This is a genomic window from Bradyrhizobium algeriense (assembly GCF_003062295.1).
Lineage (GTDB): Bacteria > Pseudomonadota > Alphaproteobacteria > Rhizobiales > Xanthobacteraceae > Bradyrhizobium > Bradyrhizobium algeriense.
This window is the reverse complement of the sequence record NZ_PYCN01000001.1, coordinates 66,588-87,233: the sequence shown is the minus strand read 5'-3', so window position 1 is coordinate 87,233 and position 20,646 is coordinate 66,588. Positions and strand designations below refer to the sequence as shown.

Below are 20,646 nucleotides of genomic sequence, written 5' to 3'. Positions count from 1 at the left end.
GATATTATTGGCTTAAAAGCCAGATCGTCGAGCGGCTGCACGAGGGGTTGTGCGAGGGATTGTGAACGTGTGGCAGTCGGCGCTTGCCGGTGTTATGTAGCGCCGATGGCATCCTTTCTGAGTTCGATCGTCCTCCCGATCGCGGTTGCGGCCGTGGCTATCGTGCTGCTGCTCGGCCTCATCAACATGATGCGCGGCGGCTCGCCGAGCCGCTCGCAGAACCTGATGCGGCTTCGGGTGTTGCTGCAGTTCATCGCCATCGTCATCACCATGGTCGTGGTCTGGGCGATGGCCAAATAGGGCAGGAAAAAGGGAAGCGCCAATGGTCGTACTTAACCGCATCTATACCAGGACCGGCGATGACGGCACCACGGCGCTCGGCAGCGGAGAACGCCGCCCCAAATACGATCTGCGCATCGCAGCCTATGGCACCGTGGACGAGACCAATGCGGCGATCGGCGTGGTGCGGCTGCACCTCGGCGAGGCGCGCGAACTGGATGCGATGCTGGGCCGGATCCAGAACGACTTGTTCGATCTCGGCGCCGATCTCGCCGTGCCCCAGCGCGACGGCAAGGCGGAGCGCCTGCGGATGCTGGCAAGCCAGGTCGAACGGCTCGAGCGCGACATCGACAGCCTGAACGAGCATCTCGCGCCGCTGACCTCGTTTGTCCTGCCGGGCGGCACCCCCGCTGCGGCATACCTGCATCTCGCCCGCACCATATGCCGCAGGGCGGAACGGATCATGGTGGAACTCGCCGCCAACCCTCAGGAGCCGGTCAGCGAGGCTGCCATTCAGTATATGAACCGCCTGTCGGATTTCCTGTTCGTCGCCAGCCGTCACATGAACGATAATGGGGCCGGAGACGTGTTGTGGGTGCCCGGCCAAAACCGGTAAGATAGCCTCTATCCAAGGGCTGATTTTTGGCTTTCGCGCGTTGACCGCCGATAGCGGGGCCATTAGGTTCCGCGCCCAAGCCAATAAAACCCCAGAATTCAAGCGAAAGAGGATCGATGAAGGTTCTTGTGCCGGTAAAGCGGGTGGTCGATTTCAACGTCAAGGTCCGCGTCAAGAGCGACGGAACGGGCGTGGAACTGGCCAACGTGAAGATGTCGATGAATCCGTTCGACGAAATCGCCGTCGAGGAAGCGCTGCGGCTGAAGGAAGCCGGCAAGGCGACCGAAGTGGTGGTGGTGTCGATCGGCCCGGCGCAGGCCTCGGAGACGATCCGGACCGGTCTGGCCATGGGTGCCGACCGCGGCATCCTCGTCAAGGCCGAAGGCAATGTGGAGCCGCTGGCGGTTGCCAAGATTCTTAAGGCCATCGCCGAGCAGGAGAAGCCCGGCCTCATCATTCTCGGCAAGCAGGCGATCGACGACGACTCGAACCAGACCGGCCAGATGCTGGCGGCGCTGCTCGGCTGGTCGCAGGCGACCTTCGCCTCCAAGCTCGAAGTCGACGGAAGCGATTTCAAGGTCACGCGCGAGGTCGACGGCGGTCTGCAGACTGTGCAGCTGAAGGGGCCGGCGATCGTCACCACCGATCTGCGGCTGAACGAGCCGCGCTATGCCTCACTGCCCAACATCATGAAGGCGAAGAAGAAGCCGATCGACGACAAGAGCGCGTCCGATTACGGCGTCGATCTCACGCCGCATCTCGAAGTGCTCAAGACCGCGGAACCGCCCGGCCGCAAGGGCGGCGTCAAGGTCAAGGACGTCGCTGAGCTGGTAACGAAACTCAAGACCGAAGCCGGGGTTCTCTGATGACGACGCTACTGATCGCTGAACACGACAACGCGTCGATCAAGGACGCCACCAACAAGGCGCTGACGGCAGCCAGCGCGCTCGGTGCAGACGTCCACGTGCTGGTCGCCGGCGAGAACGCCAAGGCGGCGGCCGATGCCGCGGCCAAGCTTGCCGGCGTCAAGAAGGTGCTGCTCGCCGATAACGCCGCCTATGCCCACGATCTCGCCGAGCCGCTGGCCGCGCTGATCGTGTCGCTGGCGCCCTCCTACGACGCCTTCGTCGCGCCCGCCACCTCGCGCTTCAAGAACGTGATGCCGCGCGTCGCGGCGCTGCTCGACGTGATGCAGGTGTCGGAGATCATCAAGGTGGTTTCGCCTGACACGTTCGAGCGGCCGATCTATGCCGGCAACGCGATCCAGACAGTGAAATCCAAGGACGCCAAGAAGGTCATCACGGTGCGGACCTCGACTTTCGCCGCGGCCGGTGACGGCGGCAGCGCGACGGTGGAGAACGCCGCTGCTGCGGCCGATCCGGGCCTATCCAGCTTCGTCGGCGAGGAGGTTGCGAAGAGCGACCGTCCGGAACTGACGTCCGCGAAGATCATCGTCTCCGGTGGCCGCGCCATGCAGAGCCGCGAGAACTTTGCCAAATATATCGAGCCGCTCGCCGACAAGCTCGGCGCCGGCGTCGGCGCCTCGCGCGCCGCGGTTGATGCCGGCTATGCTCCCAACGACTGGCAGGTCGGCCAGACCGGCAAGGTGGTCGCTCCGGAACTATATGTCGCGATCGGTATCTCCGGCGCGATCCAGCATCTCGCCGGCATGAAGGATTCCAAGGTGATCGTTGCGATCAACAAGGATGAAGACGCGCCGATCTTCCAGGTTGCCGATTACGGCCTGGTCGCTGACCTCTATCAGGCGGTTCCTGAACTGACCGAAGCGCTCGGTAAGCTCGGAAAGTAACGACGGACGGAGCGTGATCCGGAAAAGGGGAAGCCGGTTTTTCCGAAAAGATCATGTTCAAACAAAAAGATAGAGCGGAATGACGATTCGAGGCAGCGTTCATTCCGCTCCAGCCGGACGCGCAACGTCCGGAAGATATTTACCTTAAGCGGTTGCGAGCGAAGTGGATTAAGCTTCGCGTGAAGAAAACGTGCCAAAGATGGGGACTGAAACCTCGATACTGATTATATCGTATCTGAGGTTCAGAGATGAACAGGCGCGATGTGCGTGCCGTTCCGGTGGATGAAAAGATGGCGGTGACAATCAAGAAGGTCGGCGTGATCGGCTCGGGCCAGATGGGCAACGGGATTGCGCATGTGGCGGCGCTCGCCGGCTTCGACGTGGTGCTTAACGACGTCTCCGACGAACGGCTGAAATCGGCGATGGCGACCATCAATGGCCATTTGTCGCGCCAGGTCGCCAAGCAGACTATCACCGAGGACGCGCGTAAAAAGGCGCTCAGCCGGATTACCTCCACCGAGACGCTGGACGGTTTGGCGGACTGCGACCTCGTGATCGAGACCGCAGTCGAAAAGGAAGAGGTCAAGCGCAAGATCTTTCACGAGCTCTGCGCGGTGTTGAAACCGGAAGCGATCGTCGCCACCAACTCCTCGTCGATCTCGATCACGCGGCTCGCCGCCTCGACCGACCGTCCCGAGCGCTTCATCGGCATTCATTTCATGAATCCGGTGCCGGCGATGGAGCTGGTCGAGCTGATCCGCGGCATCGCCACCGACGATTTGACGTTCGACACCGCGAAGGAATTTGTCACCCGGATGGGTAAGCAGATTGCCGTATCCGAGGATTTCCCCGCCTTCATCGTCAACCGCATCCTGCTGCCGATGATCAACGAGGCGATCTACACGCTCTATGAGGGCGTCGGGAACGTCGAGGCGATCGACGCCGCCATGAAGCTCGGCGCGCATCACCCGATGGGGCCCTTGGAACTCGCCGACTTCATCGGTCTCGACACCTGCCTGTCGATCATGCAGGTGCTGCATGAGGGGCTGGCGGATTCGAAATACCGGCCGTGCCCGCTGCTCGTGAAATACGTCGAGGCCGGCTGGCTCGGCCGCAAGACGCAGCGCGGCTTCTACGACTACCGCGGCGACAAGCCGGTCCCGACGCGCTAGGCGTCATCGCGAATCCGTAGGGGTGGGCAAAGCCACCGGGTCGCGCGAATGCGCGCCCGATGACAGGCTCCGCGTGCCCACCATGTTTCCGCAAATTCAAACGCCGACGTGCTCTGCAGGCGCCATCGCCGGTTGTGAAAAATCGGTGGGCACGCTTCCGCCTTCGCTCTTTGAGCTACGGCGGACAAGTCGCTTTGCCCACGCACTTCTTTTTCACGCCGCTCGGACAGGTTCCACCGCGGTCACCGCACAATCTCCAGAATTCGTTAACCGGTGCCGGGGTAGGGTGCCCTCAGGTTTGAGGAGTGCTGCGTATGGATATGATGGCTATGGTTTCGAGCATGATGGCGATGAAAGCGGCGGGCACGCAGCAGCAGATCCAGACCTCGATCATCAAACAGAATGCGGACGCGGAGAAAGCCGCGGTCCAGACGCTGCTGGGTACGGCCAATCTCGCCCCCGGCGTTGGCGGCAACCTCAATATTGCGGCCTGAAATTACCGTCCTGTAGGGCGGGCAAAGGCGCGCCTGCGCCGTGCCCACCATCTAATGCTGCGCTGGTGATGGTGGGCACACGGAGCCTGTCATCGGGCGCATTCACGCGATCCGGTGGCTTTGCCCACCCGGCGATTCTAGCGCTGAACTGCTCACAGCTAGGACCCCGCCTTCACTGGCTCCATCGCGGCCTTGATCAGCTTGATGGCGTCGTCGCTGGCCCATTCAGCGGGACCAGCCAGGTTGGCGATCTCGCAGCCCTGGCCGTCCACGAGTATCGAGGTCGGCATGCCCAGCGCCTTGCCTATGCCCTTAAGATCCTGAAAAACCTTGGCTTTTGAGTCAGTAAAATAGCCAAGCCTGGTTAGATTGGCCTCTTTGAGGAAGGTTTTCGGCTTCTCGGGATCGCGGGTGTCGATATTGACGGCGACCACCTCAAAATCCTTGCCCCCGAGCTTGGCCTGCAGGCTGTCGAGCGCCGGCATCTCCTTGCGACAAGGCACGCACCAGGTGGCCCACAGGTTCACCAGCACGGTCTTGCCGCGCCATTCCGAGAGCTTTCGGGGCTTGCCCTCGGCGTCCTCGAAGGCGAGGTCGGGGAGCCGCAGCGGGGTCGTCGCCATGGTCAGCGCGGCCACCTCGCCATGCGCCAGCGGTGCGATCTTGCGGGCCAGTTCGACGGCGCCCGTACAGAAGGGATCGCCGCCTGTGCCGCGCTTGAAGCCGCCAAGCCCGTAAAACGCGCCCAATCCGATCACGCCCACAGCCGCCACCGCACCGATGGCGAGCGGGATCCGGCGTTTCGTGGCCGGGCGGGGCGGGGACATTTCGGGCATATCGTTTGTCATCCTGTATCAGATACGGCTATGCAGGGCGCAAGATTACGGTCGAGTTACGGCCGAAACCGGCACCGCGTTTCGCAGCCGGTTCGACGATTTAGATGGCAAGGCTTAAGAAGTAAGGCCAGGGAAGTCATGAGCAACAAGATGTGGGGCGGCCGGTTCACCGAGCGTCCCGATGCGATCATGGAGGAAATCAACGTCTCGATCGACGTCGACCGTCACCTCTATGCCCAGGACATCGCCGCGTCCAAGGCCCACGCCGCAATGCTGGCCGCGCAAGGCATTATCACCGCTGTTGATGCGAAAAATATCGGCAAGGGTCTAGACACGATTTTGTCAGAAATCGGCAAGGGCTCCTTCGATTTCAAGCGCGCGCTCGAAGACATCCATATGAACGTCGAAAGCCGGCTTTCCGAATTGATCGGGCCGGCAGCGGGACGGCTGCACACCGCACGCTCCCGCAACGACCAGGTGGCGACCGATTTCCGGCTCTTTGTCCGCGACACGATCGACGTAACAGATGCGGCGCTGGCCGCCTTCCAGCATGCGCTGGCCAGCCGCGCGCTGGAACATGCCGCGACCGTGATGCCGGGCTTCACCCATCTGCAGACCGCCCAGCCCGTCACGTTCGGGCATCATCTGCTGGCCTATGTCGAGATGGCCGCGCGCGACCGCGGTCGTTTTGCCGATGCCCGCAAGCGGCTGAACGAATCGCCGCTTGGGGCCGCGGCGTTGGCCGGAACCTCGTTTCCGATCGATCGCACCGCCACAGCCAAGGCGCTCGGCTTCGACCGGCCGATGGCCAATTCGCTGGACGCGGTATCGGATCGCGACTTCGTGCTCGAAACGCTCTCGGCCGCCTCGATCGCGGCCGTGCACATGTCGCGCTTTGCCGAGGAAATCGTGATCTGGACCTCGCCGCTGGTGGGCCTCGTGCGCCTCAGTGACAAGTTCACCACCGGCTCCTCGATCATGCCGCAGAAGCGCAATCCCGACGCGGCCGAACTGGTGCGCGCCAAGACCGGCCGGGTGATCGGCGCGCTCAACGGTCTCCTGATCGTGATGAAGGGGCTGCCGCTCGCCTATCAAAAGGACATGCAGGAGGACAAGCAGGGCGCCATGGAGGCGTTTTCCGCGCTCTCGCTCGCGATTCGGGCCATGACCGGCATGGTCATCGACCTGGTGCCGGACGAGGCACGGATGAAGGCCGCCGCCGGCGAGGGCTATGCCACCGCCACCGACCTCGCCGACTGGCTGGTGCGGACGCTGAAAATGCCGTTCCGCGATGCCCACCATGTCACCGGGCGAATCGTCGGCCTTGCGTCCAAGCAGGGTGTGGCGCTGCACGAATTGCCGCTGCAGGCGATGCAGGAGGTCGAGCCGAAGATTTCGGCCGATGCCCTGCGCGTGCTGTCTGTGGAAGCGTCCGTCAAGAGCCGGACCAGTTATGGCGGCACCGCGCCGAAGAACGTGCTGTCGCAGGCCAAAGCCTGGCTGAAACGGCTGGAAAAAGAGCGAAAATTGGGCTGAGGAAAAAAATCGCTGCAATTGCTTAGGTTTTTCTTGGGTTTCCGTGGCCGATCGGCACTCGCCAGACCAAGGCAATCTTTGTATGGTGCGGCGCGCATTGGGGATTTCGTCGTGATCAGTAACTACCGCCCGTCATCGTCGGGATGGGCCATCATCCTGCTGAGCGTGACCGCGCTCGCGCTCGGGGGCTGCGGACGCAAGGCCGGGCTCGATTTGCCGCCGACCGCGGCGGCGCCGGCGGCCCAGGCCACGTCGGACACCGAGGCCGAGCGCGCGGCGCAGCCCGGCGTCTTCAATTCGACCTACGGATCCGAGGCAGGCCCCAGCGCTCCCAAGGGCGGCAAGAAGAAATTCGTTCTCGATCCGCTGCTGGACTAGAGTCTTGTTTTGACGCGTTTTCTTGACGCGAATCGGTACCCACTTCGCTCGAAAACGCTATGAGCGCGCCATGAATCACTTCGACTATCGCAACGGCGTGCTCCACGCTGAGGCCGTCAACCTGTCCGAACTTGCGGATGCGGTCGGCACGCCGTTTTATTGCTATTCGACGGCGACGCTGGAGCGCCATTACCGCATCTTCACCGAGGCCTTTGCCGGCGAGAAGACGCTGGTCTGCTACGCCATGAAGGCCAATTCCAACCAGTCGGTGCTGCGCACGCTGGCGAAACTCGGCGCCGGGGCCGACGTGGTGTCGGGCGGCGAACTCAAGCGCGCGCTGGCCGCGGGGATTCCGCCGAGCAAGATTCTTTTCTCAGGCGTCGGCAAGACCGAACCCGAACTGCGCGCCGCGCTGGCGGCGGACATTCTCTGCATCAACGTCGAATCCGAGCCCGAACTGGAATTGCTGTCGAAGCTCGCGGTCGAGACCGGCAAGACCGCGCGGATTTCGTTGCGGGTCAATCCGGACGTCGATGCCGGCACCCACGCCAAGATCGCCACCGGCAAGTCCGAGAACAAGTTCGGCATCCCGATTCTGCGGGCGCGCGAGGTCTATGCCCTCGCGGCGAAGCTGCCGGGTATCGAGGTGACCGGCACCGACATGCATATCGGCAGCCAGATCACTGATCTCTCCAAGATGGAGACCGCGTTCCGGATTCTTTCCGATTTCGTGCAGACGCTGCGCGCCGACGGCCACAAGATCGAGCATATCGATTTCGGCGGTGGGCTCGGCATCCCCTATCACGCCGACCGCGAAGCGCCGCCATTGCCGTCGGCCTATGCCGCGATGGTCAAGCGGGTGACGCATAATCTCGGCTGCACGCTGATGTTCGAACCCGGGCGGATGATCGTCGGCAACGCCGGCATCCTCGTTTCCCGCGTCATCTATGTGAAGCCCGGCGAGGCCAAGAATTTCGTCATCATCGACGCCGCGATGAACGATTTGATCCGTCCCACGCTGTACGAAGCCCATCACGACATCCTTCCCGTTCGCGAGCCCGTCAAGGGCGTGCGAACCATCACGGCCGACGTCGTCGGTCCGGTCTGCGAGACCGGCGACTATCTCGCCCTCGACCGCAACCTTCCCGAACCCAAGGCCGGCGATCTCATCGCGATCATGACCGCCGGCGCCTACGGCGCGGTGCAGTCCGGCTTCTACAATACGCGCGCGCTGGTGCCCGAAGTCCTCGTCAAGGACGACCAGTATGCCGTGGTCCGCCCGCGCATCGAGGTCGAGGATTTAATTGCGATGGATCGGCCGGCACCGTGGTTTTGAGCGTTGTCGCTTCGATGGTTTCCTGAAGCGCCCGTCAGACCGATTCGGATGTTTTGGCCGCTATCACCGCAGTTGTTCTTTGCGCTGCGTCATAGACTTTGACCTGAAGCATCGGGAATTTGGTCTTGAGTTCCCGCGCTTTCTTTTCGGCGGCTTCCTTTGTGTCGAACACCGCCTTCATCTGACCGTCGACCTCCATGCCGAAACCCTCGGTGATCGTGACATCGGCGCGCATGATGTTCCTAGGTATTGGCTCCTCGGCCATCGTCGTTATGGGTTTTCTTATCATGGATCTTTGCTCCTACGTTCTGGCTGCTGCCGCGTTATGGGCGCGCACGACGAGGATGGACGTTTCGCTAAAACTTCTTCTGTTCAGCCAGCAACTTGAAATCGGTTTCTGCGCTCTTATCTAAAACGCAGTCGATATGGATTTGTTCGGCGGGCCCTCACTGCTAATCGGGCGCCAGGAACACCGTACCCTCGCGCTTTTGAGCGCCGCCCTCAGTGGCCCATCGACCAGATTGCAGCACGACAATTCCTCCAATGAACGTCGCACGGCTCTGCCGGAGCGGCATACAACATGAAAACCAACATGAAGCACATTTCGGAAGTTAAGCCGGTAACGGTACAACCACGTTCAAATACGAAAGCTATGGCCGGCATAGCGCGCCGAGGATCCCGGCCCGCCCGGAGAAATGAATCCTCCGGGTTCCCTCACCCTCACGCGAAGAACGCTCAGAGCGCCGAGAAAAACTATGAACGCTACCTGGCCTTGGCCCGCGCTGAAGCTCTGAAGGGAGACCGGATCGCAGCGGAGAATTATTTCCAGCATGCCGAGCACTATTTCCGGTCGATGGCGAAGAATGCAAATTAGTGTGCCGCAGGATGGGGGGCGATTGCCGGACTTCCCCTGGATTGCTCAGGCCCCATCGCACCTGGAACCATGCCAAACCGTCGGGTTCCATACAGACATTGATTCGAATCAGATTTTTATTCCGGCGCATGCTGGACACCATGTGGATGGGCATGCCCGGCATGGGACAACGGATGGCCCCAACGGTTGATGCCTAGCTCGAAGCTGGGGGCCGTCCTTCCAATATGCCGCACGGCGGTGCCGGGCACACGGAATAAACGCGCTCAACTGCGGCGCGTTCGTATGGCAGAATCCCAACAGAAGGGAGTTGATTCGATGATGCTCGAAACAATTCTGGCATTGTTGGGCCTCGCGACTTGCGCGCTGGTCCTCATTTCATTCTGGGGCTCCGACCTCTTTGGAAGCCGCACGCGGAAACGGGGTTAATTAACTAGCGCGTTCGGTAACCGCCCCACGGCGTGGGCTGCGAAGATTGCCAGGCGGAATAGTGCGAGAGTCGCTGTAGAGGCGGCGATCATGGCTGCGCTTCTGCTCGCCGATTTCGGCGAGGGTAGTTGCTGCGCGACTGCATCCAAATCGGATCGAAGATGATTGCATTTTTTGCCATCCCACAGGGCTCACCAGTTGAAAAAGGGATTTCCGAAAGGCGAGCGCCCGAAAGGCTGGCTGCGTGGGTATGCGTAGCGGAATTTGTTCATTCGGCCCGTGCTGGAGTACGCACGGTGCCCTCCCGTCTCGGGACATCCGACGTCCGCTGGTCGCGGCGCATCAGATTCAACTTGCGGCCCCAACTGATGATCGGCGCCTCAATGATGACGTGCAAGGCAGAGGCGAGGCCGATGGAGAGCAGGATGCTGGCGATAATTGTCCCTGCCGTAGATAGCAGCCACAACCCGGTAAAGGTGACGATCCATTTTATCACCAGGTAATGGACGATATACAGCGAGTACGAAATCTTGCCGAACCATTGCAGGATCGGCGAGAAGGACAGCCCTTCGATCTCGGCAGAGACCACAGCATGGATGAGCAATCCCGCAGCAAGGCCATAGGTCAGCACGCGTGCGAATTGCGGATCAGCCGATCCGTGCATGAATATCCAGTACCAACCGGCCGCGAACAGGCCTGCGGAAATTGCTAGTATGCAGCGCGAAAAGCGCAATCTGCCGTTTCTCAAGAGATAGGCGATGCCGACGCCCGCACCGAATTCCAGGACCAGCGGATGGGAATAGATGCCAAGCTGCAGGCCGAAGACGACAGCGACAAGGACCAAGCCGAGCCCCGCGAACAGCAGCTGGAACAGCCGGTTCGGCGCGATCGCGAGGATGGCCGCAACTGCAGCATAGAAGTGCACCTCGAAAGCAATCGACCACGCCGGCGCGAGGTACCAGTTCGGATATGTCCATGCAAAGATGAGGCCGAAGTCGAGCGCGGGACGCTCCTCCGGTGACAGCGCGATCCAGGATGAGCTGACAAACGCCGCCAGCAACACGAGCCAGTAGACCGGATAAATTCGAACAGCTCGCCTGAAGGCGAAATTCAACGGGTCGCGTTGCGCCGCCGCCGTGCTTGCGATGATGAAGCCAGAGATAACGAAGAAGATGTCGACGCCGCTTGCAAGAATGGTGAGCGCGCCTTCGGCAAGGACCGGCCCGACCATATCGGGTCGCGCGCTGACTGCGTGTCCGCAGACGACCGACAGCGCAGCAACGCCGCGCATTGCCTGTACACCCGCGAAGATCCGCAAAACGCCCTCAGTACGCCCATTCCAAATTGCATTCTATCTAAGCGCGAAAACATTAATAGACGGTTGTACTGCCGTGAAGGAGTTTACCTTTGGATGCATTGAGCGAACTCGGACGGAGCCGAACTTTGCCATGACTGCTTCGGGGTCATTCCCGGACCTCTGGTGGAGTCCGAGCTATGTCCGCTCACCCTCCGAGCGAAGGCTCACCAGTTGAAAAAGGGATTTCCGAAAGGCGAGCCCCCGAAAGGCTGGCTGCGTGGGTATGCGTAGCGGAAGTCGCTCCCCGGACTGCGCCGCCGCCGCTTGATGCCGCCTTGCGGCTCGCCGCTCAACAGCACCACGAATTCCGTTCCCTTGCCGGTTTCTGAACTCATCGGCTCGTCGGTGACGATCAGAGAGGATCGCGGCGCAATGCCGGCGATGCGATCCAATGCGTCCTGCGGAATGACGATGCGGTCGAGCGCGGCCTTTGCGCTGTCCGGGTCCATCGGCACCGGCTCAACGCCGCGACCGCTATTCCCGCGCGGCCGGTCCTCGGGCTCAACCGCGCCGCTCGGCGGACTTCCGCTGCGCAATGAGACGACGCTCCATCGCAAACTGGCGTCGTCGGCCGTGCGCCCGATGGCGGTGAAGACATGCGTGCCGATCGGACGATCGGGGTCTGCGATCGTGACCGGACCTTCAAAGAGCGGCTCAAATGCCTGCCGCACATAAAGCCGCTGGGTCTTGCGGCTGATCAACACCGATACCGGCTGGAGTTCGCGCGCGAGCTGGCGGGCCGCCTCGGCTGCCGCGGCCCGCACAGTCTCCGCCGCGGCGGCGGCTTCACGCGCAGACGTGACGGCATCGAGCCTCAGTTGCAGATCCACGTTGGCGACGTCCCATTGCAGCTGCAGCTCCGCGATTTTGGCGACGGCCTGCGCCTTGGCGTCCTCAGCCTGCTCCTTTGCCTCCGCGGAGATGCCGGCGCCAAGTTTAGTCTCGGCGGCAGCCAACTGTGCCTCGGCTCTGCGCTTCAGATTTTCCGCCGCGCGAACCGGCGTCCTGGCCTGCGTGGCCTCCCGCAAGGCCGTCCCGGCGGCTATTCGCGCCTCGGCTGCTTTCCTCGCCGCCTCTTGCGCCTCCGTGGTTCGGGCGGCGGCCAGGGCGGCCGCACCGGGCTTCGGTTGGAACAGAAGCGGATGGGCGAACTCAACAGGCGCCACATCGCCTGGCGCCACGATCACCCGCATGCCCATCGCGGTCGCGCCGAACAGCTGTTCGGCAAAGTCGAATGGCAGCCGGATACAGCCATGGGACGCCGGACGTCCCGGCAGCACGCCGCCATGGAGCGCGATGCCCGACCAGGTGATGCGTTGCATGTGCGGCATGAAGGCGTCGTCATACAGGTTCGAGTAATGCTCCTCGACTTTCTGGATGACGCTGAAGATCCCTGCGGGTGTCTCGCGTCCCTTCGTGCCGCTCGACACCGGCGCCCGCAGGATCCACCCCTTGGCGTCGTAGACGGTGATCCGCTGGCTGCGAAGCGAAACGATGGCCATGGTCGGCTCGCCTGCGCTGCGCGACTGAATGGACTCGATCGGGCGTTGGCTCTGGCCGCTTTTGGCGGGCGCATCGTTCCCCGCCGCGATCAGCAAGGCCAGACCCGCAACGACAAGAGCAACGACAAGACATGCGGGCCGCAGCCGCTTCTGCCTGCACACTGGATTTACGCAACGAAACGTCATCCGCGTCCCAACTGATCGATCGGGTCAACGCCGGCTTGCACGCAAATACATTCAACGCCATTCGGTCGGACTTGCCAACCTGGAACTGCGTCAGCGCTACTTCGCCGCGTGGCCGCCCTTCGCCCCGCCGACCACGACGCCTGCTGCCTTTTCGATCGGCTTGATGGCAGCGGTAAAATCCGACTCGGCGCCCTCGTCGCGGATGACGACTTCCCACAAGCGTCCGACCGCTTCGGCGACTTCCATCGACAGCCCCAGCGATTTCATCTCCTCCAGCGCCAGCCGCACGTCCTTCACCATCAACCCGGTGGCGAAGCCGAAATCGAAGCTGCGCGGCAGCACGGCACGGGGAAACTTGTCGCGGCTTGCGGTGTTGAGGCCGGAACCGGCGTTGATGACGTCGATCATCACGGCCGGATCGAGCCCCGCCTTGACGCCCATCACCACGGCTTCCGACGTCGCCACCATGGCGGTGGCCGACAGGAAGTTGTTGGCGAGTTTCATGGTCTGCGCCGAGCCGGGCTTTTCGCCGATGAAGAACACTTTTCCGATCACGTCGAGCGCGGGTTTTGTCACTTCGAAATCGGCACGCGGGCCGGACACCATCACCGCCAGCGTTCCCTTCTCGGCGCCGCCGACGCCGCCGCTGACGGGGCTGTCGATCTGCACGATGTTGTTCTTCGCCAGCAGGCCGTGAATTCTGGCCGCCATCTGCGAGCCGACGGTGGAGAGATCGACGAAGCGCTTTACCCGCTTGCCCTCGATCACGCCGCCCGAGCTGGTCGCAACGTCGAGCGAGGCCTGCAGCGACGGCAGGCTTGCCAGCACGGTCTCGCAGCGATCGGCAATTTCCTTCGGTGACGATGCGGCCTGCGCGCCGAGCGCTGTGAGTTTGTCGACGGCTTCCTTGCGCGTATCGAATACCGTGAGCTGATGCTTGGCCTCAATCAGGCGGCGCGCCATCGGGAAGCCCATCTTCCCGAGGCCGATAAATCCGATTTCCATGGTGATGTTTCCTCTTGCTCCGTCATTTGCGAGCGAAGCGAAGCAATCCATTCTTTCTTTGTGCGGCGAGATGGATTGCTTCGCTTCGCTCGCAATGACGGATGAAACGTCGACTGGTCTCTACGCCTTGTCCAATTCCGCAAACACTTCGCGCGCGATGCGAAAGCTGTCGACGCCGGCGGGCACGCCGGCATAGATCGCGACCTGCATGAAGATCTCGCGGATCTCGTCGCGGCTGACGCCGTTGGTCAGCGCGCCCTTGATGTGCGCCTTCAATTCGTGCGGCCGGTTGAGGATCGAGATCATGGCGAGGTTGAGCATGCTGCGGGTCTTGTGCGGCAATTCCTCGCGGCCCCACACCGCGCCCCAGCAATATTCGGTGACCAGTTCCTGGAACGGCTTGTTGAAGCTGTCGGCGTTCTTCAGGGCGTTGTTGACATAGGCCTCGCCGAGCACGGCTTTGCGAATTTCCAGGCCCTTGTCGTGTGTCTTCTGGTCCATGAACGCTTTCCTTACGTATTTTTACGGGTTCGAAACCGACGTTACGGGGCTAAAGCCCGGCAGTCACGCCTTCGTGTTATGCGTAATTCCAGGTGTGGAACCCTCTGGACGCGGGGTGCCTTCAATGCCGCCGCCGTGCTAGGGTGATTTGTCGGCAACCCGGAGAATTTTGTTGAACGAAGCCTCCCCCGACTCCACGAAAACCCCGCGCGAGCCGGATGCTGTCGCGCGGCTTCAACTGACGCAGGCCCTGCAACGGGCTCAGTATGCGATTGCGTGGGAGCGCGCCTGGCCGGGCTTCGCCCGGATTTTAAGCGTGGTTGGGCTGTTTCTGGTGGTGTCCTGGGCCGGATTGTGGCTGGCACTGCCATTTCTAGCACGCGCAATCGGCATCGGTCTGTTTATCGTGCTGGCGCTGGCGGCGTTGTACCCGCTTGCGCGGTTTCGCTGGCCGACCCGCGAAGAGGCGTTGAGCAGGCTCGACCGTGGCACCGGCATTCGCCACCGCCCGGCGACCGCGCTGACCGACACGCTCTCAAACAAGGACCCGATCGCGCAGGCGCTGTGGCGGGAACAACGCGAGCGCACGCTGGCCTCGATCAAGCGGATTCGCGCCGGGCTGCCGTCGCCGCGGCTTCCGATCCACGATCCCTGGGCGCTGCGCGCGCTGGTCATGGTGATGCTGGCGGCCGCCTATGTCGCCGCCGGCGACGAGCGCCGGCTTCGAATTGCCGCGGCGTTCGACTGGAACGGCGTGCTGGCGCCGGCCAACGTCCGGGTCGATGCCTGGGTGACGCCGCCGGTCTATACCGGCAAGCCGCCGGTGATTCTGTCCGCCGCCAGGGATGCGGCTTCGCCCGATAGCGGCGCACCGTTGCCGGTGCCGTCAGGCAGTACGCTGCTGGTGCGCTCCAGCGGCGGCACCATCGACGTCGTGGTCGGCGGCGGCGTGACCGAGATCGCGCCGGGCGAGCAGGCGCCGAAGGGCACCAACGAACGGCACTTCAAGATCACGGGCGACGGCAGCGCGCATGTCCGCGCGCCGTCCGGCCAGCCGCTGTGGCGCTTCGCGGCCACGCCCGACCGCGCGCCGACCATTTCATTGGTCAAGGATCCGGAACGCCAGGCCCGCGGTTCGCTGCAGATGTCCTACAAGCTCGAGGACGATTACGGCGTCACCGAAGCCCGCGCGCAATTCGCTGCCCGCAACGCGGATGCGGCCAAGACCTCCGAGGCCAAGACTCCCGACGCCAAGACTCCCGATGTGAAGGACGGCAAGAACAACAAGGAGGCCGACAAGGCCGAGCGGCGGCCGCTGTTCGAGCCGCCGCAGTTTCCGCTGGTGCTGCCGAATGCGCGCACCCGCAACGGCGTCGGCCAGACGGCGAAGGATCTCAGCGAAGATCCCTACGCCGGCGCCGACGTGACGCTGACGCTGACTGCCAAGGACGAGGCCGGCAACGAGGGCAAGAGCGAGCCCTTCAACATGCGGCTGCCGGAGCGGCTGTTCACAAAGCCGCTGGCGCGCGCCCTGATCGAGCAGCGCCGCATCCTGGCGCTGGACGCCAACCAGAATGCGCAGGTCTATACCGCGCTCGATGCGCTGATGATTGCGCCGGAATTGTTCACGCCGGAGGCGGGACACTATCTCGGCCTCTACAGCGTGTCGCGGCAGCTGGAGGCGGCGCGCACCGACGATTCGCTGCGCGAGGTCGTCGCCAGCCTATGGGCGCTCGCCGTCACCATCGAGGACGGCAACATCTCTGATGTCGACAAGGCGCTGCGCGCGGCGCAGGAGGCGCTCAAGCAGGCGCTGGAACGCGGTGCCACCGACGAGGAGATCAAGAAGCTCACGGACAATCTGCGCGCCGCGCTGGACAATTTCCTGCGCCAGCTCGTCGAGCAGCAGCGAAACAACCCGCAGCAGCTGGCGCGCCCGCTCGATCCCAACACCAAGATGCTGAGCCAGCAGGATCTCAAGAGCATGCTCGACCGGCTGGAGCGGATGTCGAAGTCCGGCGACAAGGATGCCGCCAAGCAGCTGTTGGAACAGCTGCAGCAGATGCTGGAAAACCTGCAGATGGCGCAGCCCGGCCAGGGCGGCGACGACATGGAGCAGGCGCTGAACGAACTCGGCGACATGATCCGCAAGCAGCAGCAATTGCGCGACAAGACCTACAAGCAGGGCCAGGATTCCAGGCGCGACCGCATGCGCGGCAAGCAGGGAGACAAGCAGGGCGACCAGAGCATGGGCGACCTGCAGCAGGACCAGCAGGGCCTGCGCGATCGGCTCAAGAAATTGCAGGAAGAACTCGCCAAGCGCGGCATGGGGCCGGGCCAGCGCGGCCAGCAAGGCCAACAGGGCCAACAGGGTCAGCGCGGCGAACGGGGACAGGGTCAGCAGGGCCAGGGCCAGCAGGGTCAAGGCGGCGACCAGGGCGACGGCGAGGACGGGCTCGATCAGGCCGATTCGGCGATGGGCGACGCCACCGGCCGGCTCGGCGAGGGCAATGCCGACGGTGCGGTGGACTCGCAAGGCCGCGCGCTGGACGCGTTGCGCAAGGGTGCCCAGAGCCTGGCGGAAGCCATGCAGCAGGGTGACGGCGACCAGCCGGGCGACGGCCCCGGCAATCCCAGAGGCCGCCAGCAGGGCGCGGCCAACTCGACCGATCCGCTGGGGCGGCCGATGCGCCACAACGAATTCAGCGATGATTATACTGTGAAGATCCCCGGCGAGATCGACGTGCAGCGGGTGCGCCGGATCCTCGAAGAGCTGCGCCGCCGCCTCGGCGATCCGTCCCGCCCGCAGATCGAACTCGATTACATCGAGCGGCTGTTGAAGGATTATTGAGGGGTTTGCACGATCGCTGCCGCAACCACGATTGTCATACGCGGGCTTGACCCGCGTATCCATCGCTCCTTCGCAAGAGTCGTTTTGGGAGATGGATGGCCGGGTCAAGCCCCGCCATGACGAGGAGGCTTACCCGTTCTTCCTCGCCGCCAGCGCATCCGCGACCGCGGTACGGATGTCGTGCACCGAGAACGGCTTCGTCACCACGTCGTGCACGATGGCGTTGAGGCCGGAGGCGCGCTCGCGCTGATCGGCAAAGCCTGTCATCAGCAAAATCTTCAGGTCCGGAAAATCGCGCGCTGCCGTTAGCGCCAGTGCGATGCCGTCCATCACCGGCATCTGGATGTCGGTCAGCAGCAGGTCGAACGTGCCGCGTTCGCGGGTCAGGATATCGAGCGCTTCGGCGCCGTCCTCGGCGGTGACGGTCTCGTGGCCGTCCATGGCGATCGCGCGCGCCACCAGCGAGCGCATGGAATCCTCGTCATCGGCAATCAGCACGCGTGGCATTAAGTCGTCTCTCTCGCCCCAGCGGGATGGGCGGCCTGGTTCAGGCCTGACCGGCCAGATCCCGCTTGTTGAAAAAGCGTACGTCAATATTGCGGCCTTCGGGCGGCGGCGAAGCCAGCCGCGACTTGAAGTAGGCGCGCTCGCCGGGCTTGAGCGCCGGCTGCTCGAGCACCGCGTTCCAGGCGTAGATCTCGGTGCCTTGCGCGTCGCGGACGGAAAAGCGCAGCCGCGGCAATTCGACCGGGTTTTTCGTCTCGCCTATGATCGTGCCTTCGATGATCAGGACCGGCTTACCGTCCACGGTCTCGTTGCTGACCTTGATGTCCTTGAACGCCAGCCCGCGCAGGTTCACTTCCAGCCCGACCATCTTGTAGAATGTCGCGGTTTGCGGCAGCAGCCGCACGACATCGGCGCGCCAGATCATCAGCGCCAGGATCAGCGCGCCCATAGCGGCGCAGGCGGTCGGCAGGCCAACAGACGGCATAAAGGGGATGTGGGGCAGGGACGGCAGCCGGAACAGGCGGGCCAGCCGCTGGCGGTGCGTGGTGATCGGGACCTCCTCATGGTCCTCCGCATCCAGCCGGGCGGCCGACGGCCAGTCGCTGTCGCCGCCTGGCTGCGAACCTTCGCCCTCGGCCGGCCAGCCGGCCGAAATCGAGGGGCTGTCGACCACCGGGGCGTCCAGCCCCTCTTCCTCGCGCGCCAGCGCCTCCCATTCGGCCGCGGCATCGTTTTCGGCCGGCGGGGCCGATTGCGCCGAAGCTGGCATGGCGGCCGGCATGGCGTCCGCCATTTCGATCGCGTCTTCGGGCCGCGCCAGCCAGGTTTCCTTGCAGCGCGAGCAGCGGACGGTACGTCCTGCGGGTCCCAAGGTGGTCGGATTGATGGCGTAAGATGTTGTACAATGAGGGCAAACGATATGCATGGAGCCCATCTCTACCGTGTCTTTGTCCGGATGCTACATAGCGACCGTTAACGAATCGGAAACCATAACGGTCGCAAAACCGTTTTGTCCGGTTGGTTCCCAAACCAGCGGGCCACGGGCCCAAAGTTCGGGTTCGGGTCCAGGTTCAGGTTCAAGTCCGGGGTTTACGGCCGCGGCCCACACCGAGCAGAGCTCGGCCACTGTCCACGCCGAGCGGAGCTCGGCAACTGCCCACGCCGAGCGGAGCTCGGCAACTGCCCATGCCGAGCGGAGCTCGGCCACGGCTCATGTCGAGCGGAGCTGAGCTTGGTTCGGTTCGAAAATGTCGGTTTGCGGTACGGGCTCGGCCCGGAGATTCTGCGCGACCTTACCTTCCTGATTCCGGCGCATTCCTTCCAGTTTCTCACCGGTCCCTCGGGCGCCGGCAAGACCTCGCTGCTGCGGCTGTTGTTTCTGTCGATTCGGCCGACGCGCGGCCTCGTCAACCTGTTCGGCCAGGACGTCTCGCTGCTCGGCAAGGATCAGGTCGCGAACATGCGCCAGAAGATCGGCATCGTGCTGCAGGATTTTCGCCTGCTCGACCACATGACGACCTATGAGAACGTGGCGCTGCCGTTCCGCGTGATGGGCCGCGAAGAATCCAGCTATCGCCGGGAGGTGATCGACCTGCTGCGGTGGGTCGGCCTCGGCGAGCGGATGGATGCGCTGCCGCCGATCCTGTCGGGCGGCGAGAAGCAGCGCGCCGCGATCGCGCGCGCGGTGATCTCGCGGCCGCAATTGCTATTGGCGGACGAACCGACCGGCAGCGTCGACCCGACGCTCGGCCGCCGCCTGCTGCGGCTGTTCATCGAATTGAACAGGCTGGGCACCGCGGTGATCATCGCGACCCACGACATCACGCTGATGGACCAGTACGAGGCGCGGCGAATGGTGCTGCACCAGGGACGGTTGCACATCTATGAGTAGGATGGGTGACGAGCATGGGCCGCTGGTGGATCTCGGGACGGAGCGCCCGCAGGTGCCGGCGCGTGCGCGCAACATGTCGCCGATCGTGCCGCGAGCGTCGATCTCCGGCCGCGCGCTGGTCGCCGTCGTCGCCATCATGACGTTCCTCGCTTCCATCACCACCGGCACCGTGCTGCTCGTCAGCGCATCGGCTGCGGAATGGCAGTCCGAAGTCGCCAGCGAAATCACCATGCAGGTGCGCCCGCAGGCAGGGCGCGATCTCGAGCGCGACGTGACCGCGGCGGCGGAGGCGATGCGGACGCAGCCCGGTATCGTCCAGGTCAAGCCGTTCAGCAAGGACGAGTCGGCCAGGTTGCTGGAGCCGTGGCTCGGCAGCGGGTTGTCGATCGAGCAGCTGCCGGTGCCGCGCGTCATCGTCGCGCGCGTCCAGCCCGGCACCACGCTCGACCTCGCAGGCCTGCGCTCCAGGGTGACCCAGGTGGCGCCGTCGGCGAGCGTCGACGATCACCGCGCCTGGATCGAGCGCATGCGCTCGATGACCGGCGCGACCGTATTTGCCGGCATCGGCATTCTGGTGCTGGTGATCGCGGCGACGATCATTTCGGTTTCGTTCGCGACCCGCGGCGCGATGGCGGCGAACCGCCCGATCGTCGAGGTGCTGCATTTCGTCGGCGCCGGCGACCGCTATATCGCCAACCATTTCCTGCGGCATTTTCTGAGATTAGGGCTGGAGGGCGGGGTGATCGGCGGCGGCGCTGCAATGCTGGGTTTCGGCTTCTCCGAATCGATCGCCGCCTGGTTCTCGGGCACCCCCGTCGGCGATCAATTCGCCGCGCTGCTGGGGACGTTTTCGCTGCCGCCCTCGGGCTATCTGGCGCTCGCGGTACAGGCCGTGGCGATCGCCGCCATTACCGCCTGGGCCTCGCGGCGAACGCTGTTCGCCACGCTGGATGACATCGATTGACGCGGGGGCCGGGACTCCACTTCGTCTGAAAACGTTCTAGAATTAGGCTAAAGCTTTTCAAGTAAAGTGGGGACCGGTTCGCGTCAGGAAAACGCGTCAAATCGGGAATCTGGAGCCTGGTTTCG

Annotated in this window: 21 protein-coding genes; 13 read left to right on the top strand and 8 right to left on the bottom strand. The window is 63.4% G+C overall.

The window, feature by feature from the left end:
* Positions 1-105: 105 nt before the first annotated feature.
* From C7G61_RS00420 to C7G61_RS00395, 6 genes are all read left to right on the top strand, one after another.
* Positions 106-300, top strand: coding sequence for a twin transmembrane helix small protein (locus C7G61_RS00420; protein WP_108512116.1), 195 nt, complete (start codon positions 106-108; stop codon positions 298-300).
* 22 nt (positions 301-322) lie between these two features.
* Positions 323-895 (top strand): cob(I)yrinic acid a,c-diamide adenosyltransferase, encoded by a 573-nt coding sequence (locus C7G61_RS00415; protein WP_108512115.1) that lies wholly within the window; start codon positions 323-325, stop codon positions 893-895.
* A 116-nt stretch (positions 896-1,011) separates the two neighbouring features.
* Positions 1,012-1,761 (top strand): electron transfer flavoprotein subunit beta/FixA family protein, encoded by a 750-nt coding sequence (locus C7G61_RS00410; RefSeq protein ID WP_108512114.1) that lies wholly within the window; start codon positions 1,012-1,014, stop codon positions 1,759-1,761.
* Positions 1,761-2,705, top strand: a complete 945-nt coding sequence (locus C7G61_RS00405) for an electron transfer flavoprotein subunit alpha/FixB family protein (RefSeq protein WP_108512113.1) — start codon at positions 1,761-1,763, stop codon at positions 2,703-2,705. The genes C7G61_RS00410 and C7G61_RS00405 overlap by 1 nt, the downstream gene beginning before the upstream one ends.
* Before the next feature lie 290 nt (positions 2,706-2,995).
* Entirely contained in the window at positions 2,996-3,877 is an 882-nt protein-coding gene (locus C7G61_RS00400) for a 3-hydroxybutyryl-CoA dehydrogenase (protein ID WP_108512757.1), read from the top strand.
* Between the two features lie 314 nt (positions 3,878-4,191).
* Positions 4,192-4,371 (top strand): putative motility protein, encoded by a 180-nt coding sequence (locus tag C7G61_RS00395; protein ID WP_108512112.1) that lies wholly within the window; start codon positions 4,192-4,194, stop codon positions 4,369-4,371.
* Between the two features lie 158 nt (positions 4,372-4,529).
* Here C7G61_RS00395 and tlpA read toward each other — a convergent pair whose 3' ends face one another.
* Positions 4,530-5,207, bottom strand: a complete 678-nt coding sequence (gene tlpA / locus C7G61_RS00390) for a thiol:disulfide interchange protein TlpA (RefSeq protein ID WP_420836722.1) — start codon at positions 5,205-5,207, stop codon at positions 4,530-4,532.
* Positions 5,208-5,345: 138 nt separating this feature from the next.
* Here tlpA and argH point away from each other — a divergent pair, with 138 nt between their 5' ends.
* From argH to lysA, 3 genes are all read left to right on the top strand, one after another.
* Positions 5,346-6,743 carry an argininosuccinate lyase gene (argH, locus tag C7G61_RS00385; RefSeq protein WP_108512111.1) on the top strand — a complete coding sequence of 466 codons (1,398 nt, stop codon included), beginning with the start codon at positions 5,346-5,348 and terminating at the stop codon, positions 6,741-6,743.
* Positions 6,744-6,854: 111 nt separating this feature from the next.
* Positions 6,855-7,121 carry an LPS translocon maturation chaperone LptM gene (gene lptM / locus C7G61_RS00380; RefSeq protein ID WP_108512755.1) on the top strand — a complete coding sequence of 89 codons (267 nt, stop codon included), beginning with the start codon at positions 6,855-6,857 and terminating at the stop codon, positions 7,119-7,121.
* A gap of 70 nt (positions 7,122-7,191) precedes the next feature.
* The gene (gene lysA / locus C7G61_RS00375; protein ID WP_108512110.1) at positions 7,192-8,457 is read left to right on the top strand and encodes a diaminopimelate decarboxylase; all 1,266 of its coding nucleotides are present in this window, start codon (positions 7,192-7,194) and stop codon (positions 8,455-8,457) included.
* 34 nt (positions 8,458-8,491) lie between these two features.
* Here the strand turns inward: lysA and C7G61_RS00370 are convergent, their stop codons facing one another.
* On the bottom strand, positions 8,492-8,692 hold the full coding sequence (locus tag C7G61_RS00370) for a hypothetical protein (protein ID WP_244608078.1): 201 nt from the start codon (positions 8,690-8,692) through the stop codon (positions 8,492-8,494).
* A 345-nt stretch (positions 8,693-9,037) separates the two neighbouring features.
* Between C7G61_RS00370 and C7G61_RS46945 the strand changes: the two genes are divergently transcribed.
* On the top strand, positions 9,038-9,331 hold the full coding sequence (locus C7G61_RS46945) for a DUF4167 domain-containing protein (RefSeq protein WP_338026026.1): 294 nt from the start codon (positions 9,038-9,040) through the stop codon (positions 9,329-9,331).
* A 694-nt stretch (positions 9,332-10,025) separates the two neighbouring features.
* Here the strand turns inward: C7G61_RS46945 and C7G61_RS00360 are convergent.
* The 4 genes from C7G61_RS00360 to C7G61_RS00345 form a co-directional block, all read right to left on the bottom strand.
* Complete coding sequence (locus tag C7G61_RS00360) at positions 10,026-11,075, bottom strand: acyltransferase family protein (protein WP_338026025.1); 1,050 nt, start codon at positions 11,073-11,075, stop codon at positions 10,026-10,028.
* A gap of 203 nt (positions 11,076-11,278) precedes the next feature.
* On the bottom strand, positions 11,279-12,802 hold the full coding sequence (locus C7G61_RS00355; protein WP_108512107.1) for a L,D-transpeptidase family protein: 1,524 nt from the start codon (positions 12,800-12,802) through the stop codon (positions 11,279-11,281).
* A gap of 96 nt (positions 12,803-12,898) precedes the next feature.
* Complete coding sequence (locus tag C7G61_RS00350) at positions 12,899-13,807, bottom strand: NAD(P)-dependent oxidoreductase (RefSeq protein WP_190241604.1); 909 nt, start codon at positions 13,805-13,807, stop codon at positions 12,899-12,901.
* Positions 13,808-13,927: 120 nt separating this feature from the next.
* Positions 13,928-14,308 (bottom strand): carboxymuconolactone decarboxylase family protein, encoded by a 381-nt coding sequence (locus tag C7G61_RS00345; RefSeq protein ID WP_108512105.1) that lies wholly within the window; start codon positions 14,306-14,308, stop codon positions 13,928-13,930.
* A 172-nt stretch (positions 14,309-14,480) separates the two neighbouring features.
* Here C7G61_RS00345 and C7G61_RS00340 point away from each other — a divergent pair, with 172 nt between their 5' ends.
* Complete coding sequence (locus tag C7G61_RS00340) at positions 14,481-17,159, top strand: TIGR02302 family protein (protein WP_108512104.1); 2,679 nt, start codon at positions 14,481-14,483, stop codon at positions 17,157-17,159.
* A gap of 129 nt (positions 17,160-17,288) precedes the next feature.
* Here C7G61_RS00340 and C7G61_RS00335 read toward each other — a convergent pair whose 3' ends face one another.
* Positions 17,289-17,666: a response regulator gene (locus tag C7G61_RS00335; RefSeq protein ID WP_108512103.1), complete on the bottom strand. Its 378-nt coding sequence runs from the start codon at positions 17,664-17,666 to the stop codon at positions 17,289-17,291.
* Positions 17,667-17,706: 40 nt separating this feature from the next.
* Positions 17,707-18,591 (bottom strand): MJ0042-type zinc finger domain-containing protein, encoded by an 885-nt coding sequence (locus C7G61_RS00330; RefSeq protein ID WP_108512753.1) that lies wholly within the window; start codon positions 18,589-18,591, stop codon positions 17,707-17,709.
* Positions 18,592-18,897: 306 nt separating this feature from the next.
* Here C7G61_RS00330 and ftsE point away from each other — a divergent pair, with 306 nt between their 5' ends.
* Together ftsE and C7G61_RS00320 are read left to right on the top strand one after the other, a co-directional pair.
* Entirely contained in the window at positions 18,898-19,557 is a 660-nt protein-coding gene (ftsE, locus tag C7G61_RS00325) for a cell division ATP-binding protein FtsE (RefSeq protein ID WP_108512102.1), read from the top strand.
* A complete protein-coding gene (locus C7G61_RS00320) occupies positions 19,550-20,521 on the top strand; it encodes a cell division protein FtsX (protein ID WP_108512101.1) in 972 nt (323 codons plus the stop codon). The genes ftsE and C7G61_RS00320 overlap by 8 nt, the downstream gene beginning before the upstream one ends.
* Positions 20,522-20,646: the final 125 nt, after the last annotated feature.

Coding starts and splice junctions, on each gene's coding strand:
- C7G61_RS00395 (WP_108512112.1), top strand. CDS start 4,192: ATGGATATGATGGCTATGGTTTCGAGCATGATGGCGATGAAAGCGGCG.
- C7G61_RS00420 (WP_108512116.1), top strand. CDS start 106: ATGGCATCCTTTCTGAGTTCGATCGTCCTCCCGATCGCGGTTGCGGCC.
- C7G61_RS46945 (WP_338026026.1), top strand. CDS start 9,038: ATGAAAACCAACATGAAGCACATTTCGGAAGTTAAGCCGGTAACGGTA.
- C7G61_RS00405 (WP_108512113.1), top strand. CDS start 1,761: ATGACGACGCTACTGATCGCTGAACACGACAACGCGTCGATCAAGGAC.
- argH (WP_108512111.1), top strand. CDS start 5,346: ATGAGCAACAAGATGTGGGGCGGCCGGTTCACCGAGCGTCCCGATGCG.
- lysA (WP_108512110.1), top strand. CDS start 7,192: ATGAATCACTTCGACTATCGCAACGGCGTGCTCCACGCTGAGGCCGTC.
- C7G61_RS00320 (WP_108512101.1), top strand. CDS start 19,550: ATGAGTAGGATGGGTGACGAGCATGGGCCGCTGGTGGATCTCGGGACG.
- C7G61_RS00410 (WP_108512114.1), top strand. CDS start 1,012: ATGAAGGTTCTTGTGCCGGTAAAGCGGGTGGTCGATTTCAACGTCAAG.
- C7G61_RS00345 (WP_108512105.1), bottom strand. CDS start 14,308: ATGGACCAGAAGACACACGACAAGGGCCTGGAAATTCGCAAAGCCGTG.
- C7G61_RS00330 (WP_108512753.1), bottom strand. CDS start 18,591: ATGCATATCGTTTGCCCTCATTGTACAACATCTTACGCCATCAATCCG.
- C7G61_RS00350 (WP_190241604.1), bottom strand. CDS start 13,807: ATGGAAATCGGATTTATCGGCCTCGGGAAGATGGGCTTCCCGATGGCG.
- C7G61_RS00335 (WP_108512103.1), bottom strand. CDS start 17,666: ATGCCACGCGTGCTGATTGCCGATGACGAGGATTCCATGCGCTCGCTG.
- C7G61_RS00370 (WP_244608078.1), bottom strand. CDS start 8,692: ATGCGCGCCGATGTCACGATCACCGAGGGTTTCGGCATGGAGGTCGAC.
- tlpA (WP_420836722.1), bottom strand. CDS start 5,207: ATGCCCGAAATGTCCCCGCCCCGCCCGGCCACGAAACGCCGGATCCCG.
- C7G61_RS00355 (WP_108512107.1), bottom strand. CDS start 12,802: ATGACGTTTCGTTGCGTAAATCCAGTGTGCAGGCAGAAGCGGCTGCGG.
- C7G61_RS00400 (WP_108512757.1), top strand. CDS start 2,996: ATGGCGGTGACAATCAAGAAGGTCGGCGTGATCGGCTCGGGCCAGATG.
- C7G61_RS00415 (WP_108512115.1), top strand. CDS start 323: ATGGTCGTACTTAACCGCATCTATACCAGGACCGGCGATGACGGCACC.